This is a genomic window from Buchnera aphidicola (Cinara strobi) (assembly GCF_900560745.1).
GTDB classification, from domain to species: Bacteria; Pseudomonadota; Gammaproteobacteria; order Enterobacterales; family Enterobacteriaceae; genus Buchnera_F; species Buchnera_F aphidicola_AJ.
In genome coordinates this window covers 137,860-158,552 of record NZ_LR025085.1, presented here as the reverse complement: position 1 = coordinate 158,552, position 20,693 = coordinate 137,860, and the positions used below count along the sequence as shown (strand labels likewise).

At 23.5% G+C, this 20,693-nt stretch carries 14 protein-coding genes and 1 other RNA gene; 9 read left to right on the top strand and 6 right to left on the bottom strand.

What is annotated here, in order from left to right; translation table 11 throughout:
* Window positions 1-360 precede the first annotated feature (360 nt).
* Window positions 361-2,952, bottom strand: a complete 2,592-nt coding sequence (gene secA, locus EAO23_RS00685) for a preprotein translocase subunit SecA (protein WP_158349024.1) — start codon at window positions 2,950-2,952, stop codon at window positions 361-363.
* Window positions 2,953-3,511: 559 nt separating this feature from the next.
* Complete coding sequence (gene truA, locus EAO23_RS00680; protein WP_158349023.1) at window positions 3,512-4,264, bottom strand: tRNA pseudouridine(38-40) synthase TruA; 753 nt, start codon at window positions 4,262-4,264, stop codon at window positions 3,512-3,514.
* A gap of 972 nt (window positions 4,265-5,236) precedes the next feature.
* Between truA and pcnB the strand changes: the two genes are divergently transcribed.
* The 4 genes from pcnB (at window position 5,237) to thrC (ending at window position 11,603) form a co-directional block, all read left to right on the top strand.
* Window positions 5,237-6,442, top strand: a complete 1,206-nt coding sequence (gene pcnB, locus EAO23_RS00675) for a polynucleotide adenylyltransferase PcnB (protein ID WP_158349022.1) — start codon at window positions 5,237-5,239, stop codon at window positions 6,440-6,442.
* A 458-nt stretch (window positions 6,443-6,900) separates the two neighbouring features.
* Window positions 6,901-9,354 carry a bifunctional aspartate kinase/homoserine dehydrogenase I gene (gene thrA, locus EAO23_RS00670; RefSeq protein WP_158349021.1) on the top strand — a complete coding sequence of 818 codons (2,454 nt, stop codon included), beginning with the start codon at window positions 6,901-6,903 and terminating at the stop codon, window positions 9,352-9,354.
* 21 nt (window positions 9,355-9,375) lie between these two features.
* On the top strand, window positions 9,376-10,302 hold the full coding sequence (gene thrB, locus EAO23_RS00665; protein WP_158349020.1) for a homoserine kinase: 927 nt from the start codon (window positions 9,376-9,378) through the stop codon (window positions 10,300-10,302).
* 8 nt (window positions 10,303-10,310) lie between these two features.
* Window positions 10,311-11,603, top strand: coding sequence for a threonine synthase (gene thrC / locus EAO23_RS00660; protein ID WP_158349019.1), 1,293 nt, complete (start codon window positions 10,311-10,313; stop codon window positions 11,601-11,603).
* An 84-nt stretch (window positions 11,604-11,687) separates the two neighbouring features.
* Here the strand turns inward: thrC and ychF are convergent, their stop codons facing one another.
* Together ychF and pth are read right to left on the bottom strand one after the other, a co-directional pair.
* The gene (gene ychF, locus EAO23_RS00655; protein WP_158349018.1) at window positions 11,688-12,776 is read right to left on the bottom strand and encodes a redox-regulated ATPase YchF; all 1,089 of its coding nucleotides are present in this window, start codon (window positions 12,774-12,776) and stop codon (window positions 11,688-11,690) included.
* A 65-nt stretch (window positions 12,777-12,841) separates the two neighbouring features.
* Window positions 12,842-13,414: an aminoacyl-tRNA hydrolase gene (gene pth, locus EAO23_RS00650; protein WP_158349017.1), complete on the bottom strand. Its 573-nt coding sequence runs from the start codon at window positions 13,412-13,414 to the stop codon at window positions 12,842-12,844.
* Window positions 13,415-13,953: 539 nt separating this feature from the next.
* On the opposite strand from pth, the gene rnt reads away from it, so the two are divergent.
* Window positions 13,954-14,619: a ribonuclease T gene (gene rnt / locus EAO23_RS00645; RefSeq protein WP_158349016.1), complete on the top strand. Its 666-nt coding sequence runs from the start codon at window positions 13,954-13,956 to the stop codon at window positions 14,617-14,619.
* Between the two features lie 33 nt (window positions 14,620-14,652).
* Here the strand turns inward: rnt and grxD are convergent, their stop codons facing one another.
* A complete protein-coding gene (gene grxD, locus EAO23_RS00640) occupies window positions 14,653-14,982 on the bottom strand; it encodes a Grx4 family monothiol glutaredoxin (RefSeq protein WP_158349015.1) in 330 nt (109 codons plus the stop codon).
* A 240-nt stretch (window positions 14,983-15,222) separates the two neighbouring features.
* On the opposite strand from grxD, the gene ssrA reads away from it, so the two are divergent.
* Both ssrA and grpE read left to right on the top strand, forming a co-directional pair.
* Window positions 15,223-15,599: a transfer-messenger RNA gene (gene ssrA / locus EAO23_RS00635) on the top strand.
* A 273-nt stretch (window positions 15,600-15,872) separates the two neighbouring features.
* The gene (gene grpE, locus EAO23_RS00630; protein WP_158349014.1) at window positions 15,873-16,397 is read left to right on the top strand and encodes a nucleotide exchange factor GrpE; all 525 of its coding nucleotides are present in this window, start codon (window positions 15,873-15,875) and stop codon (window positions 16,395-16,397) included.
* A 41-nt stretch (window positions 16,398-16,438) separates the two neighbouring features.
* Here grpE and ung read toward each other — a convergent pair whose 3' ends face one another.
* Window positions 16,439-17,116: a uracil-DNA glycosylase gene (gene ung, locus EAO23_RS00625; RefSeq protein WP_420021824.1), complete on the bottom strand. Its 678-nt coding sequence runs from the start codon at window positions 17,114-17,116 to the stop codon at window positions 16,439-16,441.
* Between the two features lie 220 nt (window positions 17,117-17,336).
* On the opposite strand from ung, the gene EAO23_RS00620 reads away from it, so the two are divergent.
* On the top strand, window positions 17,337-17,939 hold the full coding sequence (locus EAO23_RS00620; RefSeq protein WP_158349012.1) for a peroxiredoxin: 603 nt from the start codon (window positions 17,337-17,339) through the stop codon (window positions 17,937-17,939).
* A gap of 232 nt (window positions 17,940-18,171) precedes the next feature.
* Window positions 18,172-20,670: a DNA gyrase subunit A gene (gene gyrA, locus EAO23_RS00615; RefSeq protein WP_158349011.1), complete on the top strand. Its 2,499-nt coding sequence runs from the start codon at window positions 18,172-18,174 to the stop codon at window positions 20,668-20,670.
* Window positions 20,671-20,693 lie beyond the last annotated feature (23 nt).

Genomic DNA, 20,693 nt, shown 5'->3' with positions numbered 1-20,693 from the left:
TATATATCAATAATAATTCATAAATAAAAAAATAACCATATTATATAAAAATATATTTTCAATTATCTAAACAAATATATATTAAAAATTAAATCAAATCTACATATCTATGTAATAAAAATTTTATTTTCTAAAAAAATTATTTCAAATATACAAGTAATGTATAAAAACTTTACTAAAAGTACATAACTAATGTATGTGGCTAAAGAATTATAAAATAATATTTATTTAAGAATAATACTTAAAATTTATTAAAGATATTTTTTTAAAAAAAATTAAATAAATAAAATTAAAAATATTTTATAAAAATTTTTAACACTTAATCTTTATTGAAAAATTTTAATAATAAAATTTCTATTATTAAGTTATATCTATTGACTTCATTACTAATAAATGAAAAGAATCGTAATCTTTTTGATCAAAAATATCAATATATATACTTTTTTTTTGCTCAAAATCTACAAAAAAAATATTAATTAAACTTTTAATTACATTATTTTTAATTGCCTCCAGCATGGATTGAAACATAAAAAATGATTCTCGTTTATATTCCTGTTGTGGGTCTTGTTGAGCATATCCACGTAAATTAACACTATACCTTAAGCATTCAACTGAATTTAAATGCTCTATCCAAAAAATATCTAATATTTGTAACATTACTGACCTTTCAATCATATTTGAATATTTTTCAGGAACTATAGAAGTATTTTGATTATAATTAAACTGTATAGTTGTAACAATTAAATCAATTAATTTATCTACATTTTCATATAAAGTAGAATCATGTTCTAAAAATTTATTTATTGATTTAATAAAATAAAAATTATTTTTTAATTCCTTTTCTAGAGCAAAAAAACTTCCGATATTTACTGAATTCCCAGACATATATTGTTTAATACAAAATCGAACTCGATCTTTCAAAATACGTAAAATATGACTATGAATATTTGACGTACTAATGAGTTTATTTCTCTCATTATATATCACAGATCGCTGTTCATTAACAACATTATCAAATTCTAATAATTGCTTTCTAGAATCAAAATTTTGATTCTCAACTTTTTTTTGAGCCCTTTCAATAGCTTTACTTAACCAAGGATGTTCAATAGACTCTCCTGACTTCATTCCAATTTTCTTCATAAAACTAACAATATTATCTGAAGAAAAAAGACGTAGCAACGAATCTTCGAGTGATAAATAAAACCTTGAAGAACCGGGATCCCCCTGCCTTCCAGATCGTCCTCGTAATTGATTATCAATTCTACGTGATTCATGTCTTTCAGTGCCTATAATTCGCAATCCACCTAATTGAATAACTAATTGATTTTTTTTTCTCCAAGATTTTTTTAGTAAATCATTTTTTTTCATTAAATATACTTTATTCGATAAATCTTTTACTAAACCTCCTAAAACAATATCAGTACCTCTTCCTGCCATATTTGTTGCAATAGTTACAGCTTTTGGTTCTCCAGCTTTTGCAATAATCTCTGCTTCTTGAAAATGATATTTTGCATTTAAAACGTTGTGTTTAATTTTTAATTTATTTAATAAAATTGAAATTTTTTCAGATTTTTCAATTGAAACTGTTCCTACTAAAACCGGTTGCTGACGAGTCACGCAATCACGTATATCTAAAATGATAGCATTAATTTTATCTTTTTCTGAAAGATAAATCAAATCAGACAGATCATTACGAATCATAGGTTTGTTAGTTGGAATGATAACAGTATCTAAATTATAAATAGAATAAAATTCACAAGCTTCTGTTGCAGCTGTACCGGTCATTCCAGATAATTTTGAGTATAAACGAAAATAATTCTGTACAGTAATAGTAGCTAGTGTTTGATTATCATTCTGTATAGAAACCTTTTCTTTAGCCTCTATTGCTTGATGTAATCCATCAGACCATCTTCTACTAGGCATAATACGTCCAGTATGCTCGTCAACAATAATAATTTTTTTATTCTGTATAATATAATCTATATTTTTAAAAAAAATATAATGAGCTTTAAGCGCTAAAAGAATATGATGGATAAAATAAATATTTTTAGATAAATACAATGACTCTTGTTTTGGTAAAAAATTATATTTTACTAACATTTTTTCTATTTTTTTTAACCCAATTTCAGTTAAATGAACTTGACGCTGCTTATAATCTATATAAAAATCTCCTACTACACAAATGGTATTTGAATATTTTTTGTTTTTTGGTATTAAATAAGGAATAAGAGAATTAATTTGATTATATAAAATATTACTGTTTTCTACAGGACCAGAAATAACCAATGGTGTACGAGCTTCATCAATTAAAATAGAGTCTACCTCGTCAATAAGAGCAAAATACAATTTTCTTTGAACTTTATGGGTACCACAAAAAACCATATTATCTCGTAAATAATCAAAACCATACTCATGATTAGTTCCATATGTAATATCTGCTAAATAAGCCTTTTTTTTATCCTCTCGTGACATACCTGAAATATTAATACCAACTGTTAATCCTAAAAATTCAAATAAAACACGATTTTCATTTGCATCTCTTTGAGCCAAATAATCATTCATTGTAACAATATGAACTCCTTTACCTAAAAGAGCATTAAGATAAGCTGGTAAAGTGGCTGTCAAAGTTTTTCCTTCCCCTGTTCGCATTTCCGCAATGCATTTTCGATGCAAAATAATTCCACCTAAAATCTGAACATCAAAATGACGCATACCAAATACTCTTTTGCTAGCTTCGCGAATTACAGAAAATGCTTCAGGAAGTAAAAAATCTAATGTTTCCCCATATTTTAATCGTAATTTAAATTCATGTGTTTTCTTTTTCAATTCTTGATCAGATAATTTTATAAGATCTTTTTCTAAAAGATTAATTTTAATTACAAGATTACTTAAATTATTTAAAATACGTTCATTACGACTAAGAAAAAACTTATTAATAAATTTTCCTAACATACTAAAATCTCATATTCGCTAATAAAGTATATTAAAAGATATATAAAATGAAACAATAATTCTAAACCTTTAAATATCTATATATTTTTTAATTGGTATATCAATACCCAGGTAAATATTTTTATATGAAAAAATATTCAAAATATAAAAAATAAACTTAACAAATACATTTATTTAAAAATAATTTAATTTAATTATTAAAATTTTTCAATCCTCAATATTAATGATACATCAGTTAAATTAGTATAATTAATTTTATATATTTTTACATATATACTATATTAATTGTAAATAATAATTTATATTTTAATCGTTTTTATTATCATAAAAATTATTATTTTAAATCATCTTAATGATAATATATATTTTAATAAATAAACAATCAATAAAAGTTTTTATATCAACATAATTAATTTCTATATCAATTTATAACTATATTATAAGATGTATCTCTTAATAAAGATTATTCATTAATATTCTATATTATATAAGTACGTATATCAAAAATAATTACTGAAAACTTTACAAATAAATTTACGTGATGTAAAAAATAAAATTTCTAAGGTAAATGATAATGTCTAGAATACTGTGCATATAAAAAATATAATCCCTGTGGGGGCGCTGTAACATATTTTTTTTTGAGATCTGCGTTATTTACAAATGTATTAGGATAACTGATAGTACCTTTAGATAAACCTATAGTAATTAAATAACCTACTATATTTCTTACCATATGATATAAAAAAGAATTTGCGGTAATATCAATAATTATAAAATTATTATTAGAATATATTTCTAATGAATACACATGCTTAATAGAAGTTTTAGACTGACATCCACTGCTTTTAAACGCAGAAAAATCATGCCAACCAATTAAAAACTTTGACATATACTTCATATTATTAATATTTAACTGATCCCTTACATGAAAGTAATAATTTTTTAAAAAACTAGATTGATATTTTTTATTTAAAATTAAATAACGATATGACCTAAATACAGTAGAAAAACGAGCATGAAATTCAAAAGAAATTTCTTGTATCCATAAAACAGTTATATCTTTAGGTAGCAAAGAATTTAATCCATTTAACCAAGATTGATTATTTCGTATTGCATGTGTATCAAAATGAATAATTTGCATAACAGCATGTACTCCCCGGTCAGTTCTTCCAGAACAAACAGTAAATACTGAATGATTAGCAATTGTAGATAACGCTAAATCCATACATTCTTGTACAGTAATAACTGATTTCTGTTTTTGCCAACCAAAATACACGGTACCATCATATTCTAACCCGCAAACAAACCTCATCAAATTTTCCTATTATAAATAATAAATAAAAAACTAATTATCACTCAAATAAATCTGTTTAATATAAAAATATTAACTAGTATTTAATTTAAAAATGTTTTTATTATCAAAATATTTCTTAAATAAGATATAAAAAATATTAAATTTTCTATATGTAAGATTTACGACATAAAAATTTTTATCAATAATATTCTTTATAGTTTAAAACTTATGGTATATCAAATACGTTCTATTCGCTAAAATATTAAAATATTAAAATTCATAATATTATATTTAATAAAAATATAACCTTCAATTTTACCAAGAGTAAATCATATAAAAACCAAAATATAAAAAATTCAATATATTAAAAATAATATAATTTAACTTTTAAACAGATAATAACAATATTATATAAAATTATATATCATATTTAAAATACATTATAAAACACTTTTTTAAAAAAATAACTCCTTAATTAAATAAATCTTAAAAACTTATAAAGTTATTATGCAAAAAAAAAAAAATAATTTATATAAATAATATAATTTTAAAAATGATTTATTAATCTAATAAAATTTATATACTCACTATCTATAAAATCTAATAATACCCCTGAAAAACTATTTTTTTATCTAAAAAAGTAAACATTCATTCAAAATAATTTATTAAATAATAAAAATTATTATATTTATCTCTTAATTTTCATTAATTTCACTAAATTTCAAATTACTCTAAACAAAGAAATATTAAAATAATAAAAATTTTTTATCTTAAGCATATTTTATAAAACATCATAAAATATATGGTGACAAGATACCCTATATGTGCCAATATAATGTTTTAAGTTATTGTATAATTTATATATTTCATATCAGTCAAATAAATAGAACAAGCGTCATGTTTTTTAAAAAATCACATTTTATTTTATTAGAGATAATTTTTATTTTTTAAAAATTGATACAAACATAACAATAACATCGATGTTAACATATGAATCTTATTATAAAAAAAAATCATAATATATCCCAAAAAAAAATTAGTAGAAATGCCATGAAAGTATTATACAGACTGAACAAGCTAGGATATGAAGCATATTTAGTAGGCGGAGGGGTTAGAGATTTATTACTAGGAAAAAAACCTAAAGATTTCGATATTGCTACTAATGCAAGGCCTAGTGAAATTAGAAAACTATTTAAAAATTGTCGATTAATAGGGCGTCGATTTATTATTGCTCATCTAATCTTTAAAAGTGAAATTATTGAAGTATCGACATTTAGAGCTCATAATCGAAATATTGAAAATAAACTTTTATATAACTATTCAAGAAAAAAAAAAAATAGAATTTTATTACTTAATAATACATTCGGAAAAATTGAAGAAGATGCCTACCGAAGAGATTTAACAGTTAATGCATTATATTATAGTATTCAAGATTTTGGAATTCGCGATTATGTTGGAGGAATTAAAGATATAAAATCAAAACAAATACGACTTATTGGTAATGCAGAAAAACGGTATAAAGAAGATCCCGTACGTATGTTACGAGTCATTAGATTTTCAGTAAGATTACGCATGAATATAGATAAAAAAACTGAAAAACCAATTATACAATTATCTCACCTTTTAAAAAAAATACCATCTGCTAGATTATTTAATGAGTCAATAAAATTGTTTTGTTTTGGACATGGCTATTTAACGTATATTCAGTTACAAAAATATTATTTAATCTCTTTCTTGTTACCTTTTTTATGTAAAACTCTTAGTAAAAAAAACTCAATATTTCTAAAAAATATTATTATATACGGACTAAAAAAAATTGATTCTTCTATGAAAATACGTTGTCCATCATTTTTATTTTCACTATTTCTATGGTATCCTTTAACTGATAATATAAAAATATTATCAACTAAAACTACACTGAATTATTTTAAAATATATTCTCTTTCTATGCACTATATTCTAAAAAAATATTCAATTTCTATAGGAATACCTAAAAATATTTCATTAAAAATTGAAAAAATCTGGAACTTACAAATAGAAATAGAAAAAATAAAAAAAAATAAAACTAAAAAAATTATAAAAAACAATATATTTTATTATTCACTCGAATTGCTATACTTGCGGTCCAAAATAGAAAATCAAATAAAACTAAAAAGAATTATACTTTCTTTGAATAAAAAATACATTTTTTCTTAAATATATATTTATATAAACTTTATTAAAAAAATAAAAATAAATTTCTATACAAATTAAGAAACATAAACCCTTTCTAAAAAAATATTTATAATCTTGAAATATCATTACAAATGAACGCTTAAAATTTCTAGATAAAATTTTTACAAATAAATACCTACCTGAAAATTAAAAAATTATTAACTCTTGCATATAAAAATTATTCTTATTTAATTATTTTAATGTAAATTTATTAAAAAAAAAGAAAAATATTAGAAAATATGATACAATTTATTAAATTTCTTAACAATATATTTATTTATCAAGAATATCATTGAAAAATAAAAATACTTTATTCTAAAATTTTCACATATCACTTAAAAAAATCAAAATACTATCACTATTATAGTAAAAATTGGTTAATTTAACATTAAAAACATTAAAAAAAAATCTAAACAATCATTTTAAATGAGATTAAATGCATGAAAACATTAAAATTTGGGGGGACATCGCTTGCAAATGCAGAAAAATTTATACAAGTATCTTCTATAATTATCAAAAAATTTAAAAATGATCAAGTATCAATTGTATTATCAGCCCCAGCAACTATTACAAATAAATTAGAAAAATCCATAAAAAAATGTATAAAAAAAATAAAAAATCCAGTTGATGAACTTATTTATATAAAAAATTTTTTTTTAAAATTAATAAAAGACATTCATAAATCATACAATCAATACCCCCTAGAAACGATATACAAAAAAATAAATAAAAAATTTCATAAACTACATGATATTTTTGATAAAATAAAATTACTTAAAAAATGTAACCAAAATATTCAAGCTCAAATAATTAGTACCGGGGAAATTATATCAGTAATTTTAATGAAAGAGTTATTAAAAACAAAAGGATATAGTATCACCGAAATTAATCCTATAACATCAATAGTAGCTACCAACGATTACCTTAATGCTATCGTCAAAATAGAAAAATCAAAAAAAATTTTTAAAAAAATAAATATTTCAAAAAAAAATATTATTCTAATGCCCGGATTTATTGCAGGAAACCAAGCAGGAGAACTAGTATTATTAGGACGAAATGGATCTGACTATTCTGCAGCAGTATTATCAGTCTGCATGAATTCTGAAGTATGTGAAATATGGACAGATGTCAATGGTATTTACACAGTTGACCCTAATATCATATTAACAGCCAAAATTATATCAGAAATAACATATAGGGAAGCTTCAGCTTTATCATGGCTAGGAGCTAAAGTCATACATCCATTTTCAATAAAACCTCTGAAAAGCAATAATATTCCATGTATTATTAAAAATACTAATAATCCAAATTATCCTGGAACCATCATTAGAAATAAAAAAATAGATAGATCGAGCGTAGTCCAGGGGATTACATATATTAAAAAAATTGTTTTAATTAAAATTTTTGGAACTAAAAATTTTAATATAAACAATATTACGTATAAAATACTTCAATGCTTATCTTCAAATAACATTATTACATATTTATTTAATAATTCTATTGCAGAAAATACTGTTAGTTTTTATATAAAAAAAAATTTTTTAATAATTACTCAAAAAAAAATAGAAAATACTCTTCAATTAGAATTAGATAAAAAACTCTTAAAACCTATTTTTACTTTAAAAGGTTTTAGTATTATATCTATAATTGGATCTAATATAAAAAAATATTACTCTAGTATTTTAAAAAAAATATGTTTAATCGTACAAAGTTTTAACACAAAGATATTTTCTATATCACAAAATGTACCTGATATATCATTATCGATAGTATTAAAAGATAAAAAAATTATTCCTATAATAGAAAAAATACATAACTTGATTATTCATAATATTAAATTAATTAATATTTTTTTAATCGGAGTTGGAGGAGTAGGGAAGGAATTATTAAAAATATTTTCAAATCAATATTATATACTTGAAAAAAAATCCATACAACTCAATATTAATCTTATAGCTAATTCAAAAAATTATATTCTAAATAAAAATACTATTGATTTAAATACATGGGAAAACAGGCTGAACCAATCTAAAAAATTTTTTAATCTAGACAAAGTTTTAACTTTTCCAAAAAAATATGGTCTGATAAACCCTATTTTAATAGACTGTACTGCTAGCCAAAACATTTCGAATCAATATAGTTACATTCTTAAATCTGGATTTCATATTATAACAGCTAATAAAAAATCTAATGCATCTATCTTTTCTAAATATCTTCAAGTTAGAGAAACAGCTAAAATATATAAAAAAAAATTTTTTTACGAAACTCACGTAGGAGCTGGATTACCGATTATTCATAATCTAAAGAATCTACTGGATTCTGGAGATAAATTAATTAAATTTCAAGGTATTCTTTCAGGATCCATGTCATATATATTTGGGCAATTAGATCATGGAAACACATTATCTGAATCAGTTCAAAAAGCTCAAAAATTAGGATTTACAGAACCTAATCCAAAAGATGATCTCATTGGGACAGATGTTGCAAGAAAACTACTGATTTTAGCAAGAGAAGCTGGATATAAATTAGAATTATCAGATATAAAAGTAGAAAAAATATTACCTGACTCTTTTAAAGAAATACGTAATAAAAAAATATTTTTATCAAAATTAAAAAAACTAAATAATTTATTTTTTGAAAAAGTCAAAAAAGCTAAAAATGAAAAAAAAGTATTACGATTCATTGGTACTATTGAAAAAAATGGAGCTTGTAGCGTTACAATACATGCTGTAAAAAAAAATAGTCCTTTATATCATATAAAAAATGGAGAAAATATATTTGTTTTTTATACAAAATATTATAACCCAATTCCTTTAATACTACGCGGATATGGAGCCGGGAATATTGTAACAGCATCTGGTATTTTCTCTGATTTATTACGTATTATATTATAATATTGCGAGTTTAAAAAAATAATGATAAAAATTTATGCACCTGCGTCTATTGGAAATGTTGGTGTTGGTTTTGATATTTTAGGGGCTGCTATTATGCCAATAGACGGTTCTTTGTTAGGAGATTGTGTATCAGTACAATCATCAAAAACTTTTAAAATAAAAAATTATGGAAATTTTTCCAATCAATTACCTATCAATATGAAAGATAATATTACCTGGAAAGCATGGAATATTTTTAATAAAAAAATAAAAATCATTAAACCTGTATTAATAACGTTAGAAAAAAATATGCCAATCGGATCGGGTTTAGGATCAAGCGCCTCTTCTATAGTAGCAAGCGTTCTAGCACTTAATAAATTTTATAAAACAAAACTAACCCAAATAGAATTAATAAATATTATGGGAAAAATAGAAGGATTTATATCAGGTGGAATTCATTATGATAATGTAGCTCCATGTTATCTAGGTGGATTACAATTAATTGCAGATGATACAACACCAGTAACGCAAAATTTGCCTATATTCAATCATTGGTTATGGGTTATTGCTTGGCCTGGAAGCACGGTATCTACTTCTATAGCAAGAAAAATTTTACCACTAAAATACAAAAAAGAAATATGTATTAAAAATAGTCGCAATTTATCTACTTTTATTCATGCGCTACATACTAATAAATCTGAATTAGCAATTCAAGTCATGATTGATGAAATTGCAGAACCGTATAGAATTCCATTAATACCAAATTTTTTAAAAATAAAAAGCGAAATAAAAAAATTAGGAGCACTTTCGTGTCATATATCAGGTTCTGGACCTACTTTATTTTCAATATGCTCAAACCTAAAAATCGCAAAAAAAATAAAAATATGGTTAGAAAAAAATTATATTAACAATAAATCTGGATTTGTATATATTTGCAAAATTGATAAATTAGGAGCTAGAAGAATCTAGGTTTAATTATGAAACTATATAATTTAAAAGAAAAAAAAGAAGAAGTTAGTTTTTTAGATGCTATTCAGTACGGGTTAGGAAAAAAACAAGGATTATTTTTTCCAAAATATTTACCAAAATTTAACTCACAGGTATTACATGATTTAATAAAAATGGATTTTATTACAAGAAGCACACATATACTATCACACTTTATATCAGATGAAATATCATTTACAAACCTTAAAAAACAAGTAAAATTAGCGTTTAATTTTAAAAAACCTACTATTATTCCTGTTACTAATAACATTTCTTGTTTAGAGTTATTTCATGGTCCAACTTTAGCTTTTAAAGATTTTGGAGCAAGATTTATGGCTCAAATGCTATCTTACTGGAAAAATAAAAACTCTACCATGACAATATTAACAGCTACTTCGGGGGACACTGGAGCAGCAGTAGCTCATGCATTTTACTGCATGAATAATATTCGTGTTGTTATTTTATATCCCAAAGGAAGAATTAGTTCATTACAAGAAAAATTATTTTGTACATTAGGAAAAAATATACATACAATTGCTATTGATGGAAGTTTTGATGACTGCCAGTGTTTAGTAAAACAATCTTTTAATGACAAGCAATTAAAAAAAAACATTGGATTAAATTCCGCTAATTCAATTAATATTAGTAGATTATTAGCCCAAATTTGTTATTATTTTGAAGCATTTGCATTAATACCTGAAAAATATCATAATAAAATTGTAATTTCTATTCCATGCGGTAATTTTGGAAATTTAACTGCAGGATTAATTGCAAAATCACTAGGATTACCCATTCAATCCTTTATTGCTGCTACAAACTCTAATGATACTGTTCCAAGATTTTTAAAAAAAGGTATCTGGGATCCGAAAAAAACAATATCTACGATTTCAAACGCTATGGATATCAGTCAACCTAATAATTGGCCGCGAGTAGAAGAACTATTTAAAAGAAAAAAATGGAATATAAGTAATTTAATATCTGATAGTGTATCTGATAAAAAAACTATTAAAACACTTAAGGAATTATATAAAATTGGATATATTTCAGAACCACATGCAGCTATAGCATATAGAATACTAAAAAAAAATATTACAAAAGAAAATTTCGGATTATTTCTAGGAACAGCACATCCCTCCAAATTTCAAGATACTGTAGAAAAAGCATTAAATATAAAGTTATCGCTTCCAGAATCCTTACAATCAAGAATTAATTTAAAAAATATTTCATACCATATGAAGCCAAATTTTTTAAAATTAAAAAACTTTCTATTAACTCAAATTTAAAAAATAACCATTTAGAGAGGTAAATATATTTACTCTCTAAATGACTACTAATGAAAATAAAATAAATTATCTTTAAATTTTATTTTAAATATTAAATAAAAAGTGAATAATATCACCGTCTTGTATAATATATTTTTTTCCTTCACTTCGCATTTTTCCACACTCTTTAATAGAGCGAATACTCTTCATTCGTATAAAATCATGATACGAAACAACCTGAGCCCTAATAAATCCTCTAAAAAAATCAGTATGAAGAAATCGAGCTCCTTGAAGAACAGTACTCCCAGACTTAAACATCCATGCTCGTACTTCTTTCTTTCCTGCTGTAAAAAAAGTCTTTAAATTTAAAAAATTACATAATTTTTTAATAATTTCATTACAATCAGTATACTTTATTATATCAATATTATTGACACGTGTTTTTTTATTCACAGTATTACAATTATTACTATCTAGACTCTCTACAAAAATAGGAAAAATAATAGATGGATCTAATTGAGCAGATTGAATAAATTTACTTATATCAAAATTACAATCTAAATTACATTCTAAATTTAAAACATAAATCATAGGCTTAAAAGTTAAGAACCGAAATTGTTTTAATATTTCCAATTCTTCTTCTGTAAACGCTATATCTTTTAGGAATATACCTCTCTGTAAATGAGATATACACAGCTGTATTAAATTAATTGTTAAATCTTTATTTTTTTGATGAGGAGCTTTATTTACTAAAAGTTTCTTAATAATCTTATTACACACAGAAAAATCAGATAATAACAATTCCGAATTAATAATCTCAACATCACGAATTGGATCAACCTTTTCATATATATGAGTAATGTTATTACTTTTAAAAAATCGTGTTACATGTATAATAGCGTGACATTCTCTAATTTTTTCTAAAAATTGATTTCCTAGCCCTTCTCCAGTAGAGGCGCCTTTAACTAAACCAGCAATATCAATTAGTTTAACTAAACTATGAACTATAGTAGTTGATGAGACACAATGTGCAATTTTCTCTAATCTATCATCTGGAACAGATATTATCCCTATATTTGGATTAATAGTACAAAAAGGAAAATTTTTTGACGGAACATTCAATTTTGTTATTTTATTAAATAATGCTGATTTTCCTACATTAGGTAATCCTATAATACCAAATTTATATACCACAATAATTTATACCTATCAAATTAATAAATAAAAACAACACAGAAAATAAAAAATTTTTGATTCTTTTATAGAACAATTTTGCTTTTTAAAAATTCTTTCTTATATATATTTTCTTTAGTAAAAAAAATAAATCTTAATATTAATCGATGAATTTTTTTTGCTTCTATATCATTAGGTTCACTTAAAACATACTTCGAAACATCTTCTTGAAATCTTGGACGACCAATTCCAAGACATAACTGAAAAAAAGAACTACCACTTTTAAGATTATTAATAATACTTTTTATACCATTGTGCCCATTATGATATCTTCCATATTTTATTTTAAAAAATCCAGGTAATATGTTTAATTCATCTCGTACTATTAAAATTTCAGATAATGAGATTTTATAAAATAAAGATACAGCTTTTACTGAATAACCACTAACATTCATAAACAAATTTGGTCGTAATAAATAAATAATTTTATTATGTAATTTAATAGAAGAAATATATCCATAAAATTTTTTTTTAAATTTTAATTCTGTTTTATAAAAATTTGCTATTGCATCAATAAACCAAAATCCAGCACTATGTCGTGTATTATAATATTGATTGGACTTATTTCCTAAACCTACAATCATTTTTATTCTTTTCAAAAAAACCTTCTCTTCAAAATAATCAAAGTAATTAATAAAATTATACATATTAAAAAATATTTTAATAAAATCATATATTCATATTATACTCATAATCTTGATTATGATCATCTTTTATTAACTTATTTTTATTTCTAATATAAAAAATCAATTAATCATCTAATAACGTTTTTAAAAATCTTTATACTAAATAGTATAAAATAAAAATAAATGATTCATAATAACAATATAATAAAAATAAAAGATATATAAAATACCTTTAAAGAATCAATGATTATTTGATTAATATATTCAAATAAATTCTTAAAAAAAAACTTTTATTAAAAATAATATTTACTATAATATTAACATAATTTAAAAAATTAAAAAAAAATCGTATTATTGAATATTTAATCCTAAAATAAAAGTTTTATTTTTCAATAAAAAATAAAAATTATTTAATCTCATAAAATTATATAAATCAAGCTAAACATATAAAATTATATTTTTAAAATACTTACAATACTTAATATTTACTATACACTGCAATTGAGATTCCCATGCCCATAAAAAAAGATACTCGTTTTACTATCAATAATCGATTTAGAGGATTTTATCCTGTAGTAATAGACATAGAAAGCGCCGGTTTTCATGCAAAAACAGATGCATTATTAGAAATTGCTATTGTTACTTTAAAAATGAATCATTTAGGGTGGCTAAAAATAGCTGATACTTTACATTTTCACATCATACCTTTTAAGGGATCAATTATAAAAAAAGAATCAGTAGAATTTAATAAAATCGATCCATTTAACCCTCTCAGAGGGGCTATTAGCGAAAAAAATGCATTGGAAAACATCTTCCGGCTAGTAAGAAAAAAAATAGATGAACATAGTTGCAAGAAAGGAATTTTAGTAGCACATAATGCAAGTTTTGATCATAATTTTTTAATGGCTGCATCCAAGCGATCTGGAATAATCAAAAATCCTTTTCATCCATTTACCACCTTTGATACAGCAACACTAAGTGGATTAATTTTCGGACAAACAGTTTTAGCAAAAGCCTGTCAAATTGCAGGTATTCCTTTTGATATATCACAAGCACATTCAGCTTTATATGATACTAAAAAAACAGCACATTTATTTTGCGAACTAGTAAACCGATGGAAAAGATTAGGAGGTTGGCCACCACAAACCTCTCACCGTAAAAAATACGATGAGATTTAAAATATTTTATGAGTATAATTTAAAAAATTATTTTTATAATGAACTATCTATATTATATTTTTGAATTAATTTTAATAATTCTCCATTATACAACATTTCCAATATAATATCACATCCACCAATTAAGCGTTTATTAATCCATAACTGCGGGAAAGTAGGCCATTGCGAATATTTAGGTAAAGCTAATCTAATATCAGAATCTTTTAAAACATCAACGTAAAAAAAATTTGATGTACAAGATGATAAGGCTTGAACAGCCTGAGAAGAAAAACCACAACTAGGATGTTCAGGAGATCCTTTCATGTATATAACAATATTATTGTCTTGTAATTGTTGCTTTATTCTTTTAATAGCATCTGTCATTAGAAATTACCTGCTTGTTAATCAACATAAATTAAAATAAATAAAAATTTTTATTTTTTATCTGTTCTATAAATTTATAAAAAATAATAATTTAGTCTAAAATTAGACTATTTATATAAAATAAAAATCATTAATTATTTTTTAGAAAAATTAATTTTTTTATAATAAAGTAATTAAATATGTATATAGTATTGTTTAAATTAAATAGATCTACTATAATTAACAGTAAAAATTACATATGGGGCTGATCATGGATTTGACAAAATTTACTATCATTATTGTTGCATGTCGAGGATTGGTTTGCCTCGTTAAAAAACCAAATTAATTAAACGCAAATAAACAAAAATACGCTTTAGCAGCTTAAAAACCTGGATAAAGCCCTTTTTTTTAGTCTATTTTACTCTCTTTTAATAGAATAAATATCTTATAAAAGGTTATATTTAAAAGAGATAACGCTGAAACGTTAATCTTGAAACATCAGAGTTATAAAAAATCAAGATAAAAAATAATACTTTGTTTATTTTAGTATTTATTTTATTAAATAAAATAAACTAAACATGTAGAGCAATACTAATAGTTATTTTTGGACGCGGGTTCAACTCCCGCCAGCTCCATTATAAAAAATGTAAATATATCTATAAATAGATTACAAGTTATTAAATATAATAAATATATTTAAAAAATATTTATTTTTTTTCATAAAATTCTATTCATACTATCCATTGATAAAATAAATATTATTAATATAATTAATTGAAATTATCGGTAAATATCTTTTAAATATAATTAAAATATATTACAATTATTTATAATAAATATGAAATTATTATAACTTTCTTTGTAATTAATACATTATAAATATAACTTTACATTTTAACATAATAAACCAAATGAATAATATAAATAAAAGTAATACTATCAAACTAAATGAAGATAAAAATAAAAAAAAAACAGATTTAATATCTAATGAAATAGAAAAAAAAATTTATTCTATAAAAAAAAAAAAAAAAAATATGCGTTTAAGGTTTTATGCAGAAATAGAAAATATAAAAAAAAATAATTCTAAAGAAGTACTGAACATTCAAAATAATATGTTTTTTAATTTTATTCAATCTATCGTTCCTATTGTTAATAAAATTGACAATTTAGTAAAAAAATCTGAAAATTTCATTGTAGAGAAACATCCTGTAATCGAAGGAATAAAACTTACAAAAAACATTTTTGAAAAAAACCTAAAAATTTGGAATATTAAGAAAATAAACAAACTCAATATACCTTTTAATTCAAACATACATTCTTTAAAAAAAACACAAAAACTAAAAAAAATTACAAACACTACAATTATTAAAAATATTATTAAAAATGGATATACTTTTAATAAGAAAGTTATAAAAAAAGCTATTGTTCAAATATAGTATATAATATTCTAAAACCGTCAATGATAAATAAAAAATACCTAGTGTTCCATTTTATTAAACCAATCAATAGGTTGTTTTTTTTGATTTTTTAATAAAATATTTGTTTTTAAAAAGTGTCTGCATCCAAAAAAACCTCGATGACTCGATAATGGTGATGGATGCGACGACCTCAATATAAAGTGTTTTTTTCGATCAATTAAATTATATTTTCTCAAAGAAAACGATCCCCATAATATAAATATCACTCCAGAACAAATATCACTAACTATTCTGATAACTTGATCAGTAAATATTTCCCAGCCTATTCCTTTATGCGATCCTGGGGAACCTTCAGAAACAGTTAAGATAGAATTTAATAATAAAACTCCCTGTTTAGCCCAAGGTTTTAAACAACCACTCATATTTTTATGAGAAATTAAAAAATTATTTTTTAATTCATAAAAAATATTTTTTAATGAAGGAGGTAAAATACATCCTCGAGGAACAGAAAAAGATAATCCGTCTGCCTGACCAAAACGGTAATAAGGATCTTGTCCTAAAATTACTACTTTAACTATTGACAATGGAGTTAAACGAAAAGCATTAAAAATATGCTCTTTAATTGGAAAAACTACTGTATTTCTTTTTATATTCGTAATCGTTTTTAATAAATTAACAAAATATTTTTTTTTTTTTTCTTCAGATAAAAAATCTGACCATAATGTATTAGAATTCATAAGCATAAATAAAAAACCTATATATAAATATAAAGATAATTATAATAAAAAATAACTGATAATCTAAAAAAATAAAATATATTTAATTTTTTAAAAAAAATTAAAATAATAATTTTGAATAAAACTAAAAAAAAAGAAGAAATATGTTATAGTTTAATATACAATTATTTAATAAGAAATGATTAAATATAAATTTTTAAAAAAAATAGAGGTATAAATAATGATATTAGTATCTAAAAAAGCACCAAATTTTACTGCTTCAGCTATTTTAAAAAACGGAGTAATCATTAATGACTTTAATTTTAAGGAATATACTCATAGAAAAACAGTAGTTTTATTCTTTTGGCCTATGGATTTTACTTTTGTATGTCCATCAGAAATAATAGCATTTAATAAATTATACGATGAATTTAAAAAAAGAAACGTATGTATAATAGGAGTTTCTATTGATTCTGTATATACACATAATGCATGGCAAAATACTAAAATTCAAGAAGGAGGAATTGGAAAAATAAAATTCCCAATGATCTCTGATATTACAAAAAAAATACAACAATCTTATGGAATTGAACATGAAGAATTAAAAATTGCACTACGAGCATCATTTGTCATAGATTCTTCTGGTATTATCAGACATCAGTCTGTTAACGATCTACCTATTGGTCGAAATATAAAAGAAATAATTAGAATCATTGATGCTTTAAAAATATATGCGAAGTATGGTGAAGTTTGTCCGGCTAACTGGGAACCCGGAAAAAAAACAATTCAAGCAAACCCTAATGGAATTAAAAAATATTTAACACAAAGCTTTCAAGAAATATAATGATTTCCCAAAACAACATATATTTTAAAAAATTTAAAACCATGTATATATAATTACATTGGTTTTAATAAACATTCTTTTTTAAAAAGAAAAACAAATATAAATAAAAATAAACAATAATAAAATATAAACTATATAAAATAAAAAACATAAAAATAATTATCAAATAATAAAATTATGATATAATTAAAAAAAATTTTAAATTTTCCATATTTTATTGAGATAAAAATTAATGAAAGACCTTAAACGAGAAATCAAACGGGTCAATATTGAAGAAGAATTAAAAAGATCTTATCTTGATTATGCCATGTCTGTAATAATTGGTCGAGCTTTACCAGATGTAAGAGATGGATTAAAACCAGTTCATCGTAGAATATTATTTGCTATGAATATATTACACAACGAATGGAATAAACCTTACAAAAAGTCTGCCCGTATTGTAGGAGATGTGATCGGGAAATACCATCCACACGGCGACTCTGCGGTATACGATGCTATTGTACGTATGGCTCAACCATTTTCTTTAAGATATACTTTAATTGACGGTCAGGGGAATTTTGGATCAATAGATGGGGATTCTGCAGCAGCTATGCGTTATACAGAAATACGTATGTCTAAAATTGCCCATGAAATGCTAAGCGACCTAAAAAAAGATACGACAAATTTTGTCCTCAATTACGACGGAACAGAAAAAATACCAGAAATTTTACCAACTAAAATTCCAAATTTACTAATTAACGGTTCATCAGGAATCGCTGTTGGAATGGCTACAAATATACCTCCACACAACTTAACAGAGGTGATAAACGGATGTATAGCATATTTAAAAAATAAATCAATTTCCTTAAAGGAATTAATGGTATATATTCCAGGACCGGATTTTCCAACTGCAGGAATTATTTATGGAAAAAAGGGTATTAAAGAAGCTTATCGTACAGGAAAAGGAAAACTATATCTTCGATCAAAGTATTCAATAGAAACAAGTTCAAAAAATAAAAAAGAATCTTTAATTATTCACGAACTACCCTATCAAGTTAATAAATCAAAATTAATTGAAAAAATTGCTATCTTAGTCAAAGATAAAAAAATTAATGGAATAAAAAATATACGTGACGAATCAGATCAAGACGGAATGCGAATTGTTATCGATATTAAAAAAGACTTTAATGCTAAAGTAATTCTTAATCAATTATATACACTCACGTCTTTACAAATATCTTTTGGTATTAACATGGTTGCATTATCATCAGACCAACCAAAAAAAATGAGCTTGAAAGATATCATCAAAGAATTTATTCAACACAGAAAAATTATTATTACTCGAAAATGTTTATTTAAATTAAAAAAATCAAAAAAACGAATACATATCCTAGAGGGATTTTCTACTGCATTAGAAAATATTGATAAAATAATTAATATTATTAAAACTGCAAACAATATTACTACTGCAAGAAAAAATTTAGAAACCATAAATTGGAAAAAAAATATTTTTCTTAATTATAATAAAAAAGATAATAGAAATAAAAAATTTTTTAATTTCAGTAAAAAACAAGCTCTTGCTATTTTAGATATTAAACTACATAAGCTAACAACATTAGAACAATGTAAAATTAATAATGAATATACTCAATTAATTAAAAAAACAAAAAAACTCAAAAAAATATTATCAGATTCAAAAAAATTAAAAAAAATTATTCAAGATGAATTAATATATATACAAAAAAATTTTTCTGATTCACGCCGAACTAAAATTATTAGTACAACATCAGAAATAAACTTAAAAGATATAGTCCTCAAAGAAAGCGTTGTAGTCACGTTGTCACGATCAGGATATGTAAAATACCAACCTATTTCTGATTATAACGCACAAAAAAGAGGAGGAAAAGGGAAGTCCGCCGCTAAAACAAAAAAGAAAGATCATATCGAAAATTTATTAGTTGTCAATTCCCATGATACTATCTTGTGTTTTTCTAGTAGAGGAATATTATACTGGATGAAAGTATATCAACTTCCAGAAACTAGTAGACATGCACGAGGAAGGCCGATTATTAACTTATTACCGTTAACTTCAAAAGAAAGAATTACTACAATTTTACCTATTTCTGTATATCAATCTTCTATTAATATATTTATGGCTACTGCATTAGGATATGTTAAAAAAACACCATTAAGTCAATTTCAAAATCCAAGAAATTCCGGTATTATTGCTATAAATTTAAGAAAGAATGATGAATTAATAGGAGTTGCATTAACAAATGGAGAAAATAATATATTAATGTTTACCTCTAAAGGAAAAGTAGTTCAATTTTCCGAAAAAAACATTAGAAAAATGGGTCGAACTGCATCTGGGATTAAAGGTATGAGTATTGATAAAAGCGATCGATTAGTTTCTCTTTTAGTTCCAAAGACAAAAGATGATATTCTTGTTGTAACTGAAAATGGATATGGTAAAAGAACTAAATTTAATCAATTTCCAGTAAAATCACGTGCCACAAAAGGAGTAATTTCTATACGAGTAACACCGAAAAACGGAGTAGTTATAGGGGCTATACAAGTCAATCATGAAAATCAAATAATGCTCATCACTGATGCTGGAACACTCGTTCGCACACGAGTATCAGAAATTACTGTTTTAAAAAGAAATACGCAAGGAGTTATTTTAATTAGAACGAAAAAGAAAGAAAAAGTAGTCGGATTACAAAAACTCTCAAACAACTCATTAAAATCATAAAATTACTATGCAAATAAAAATAT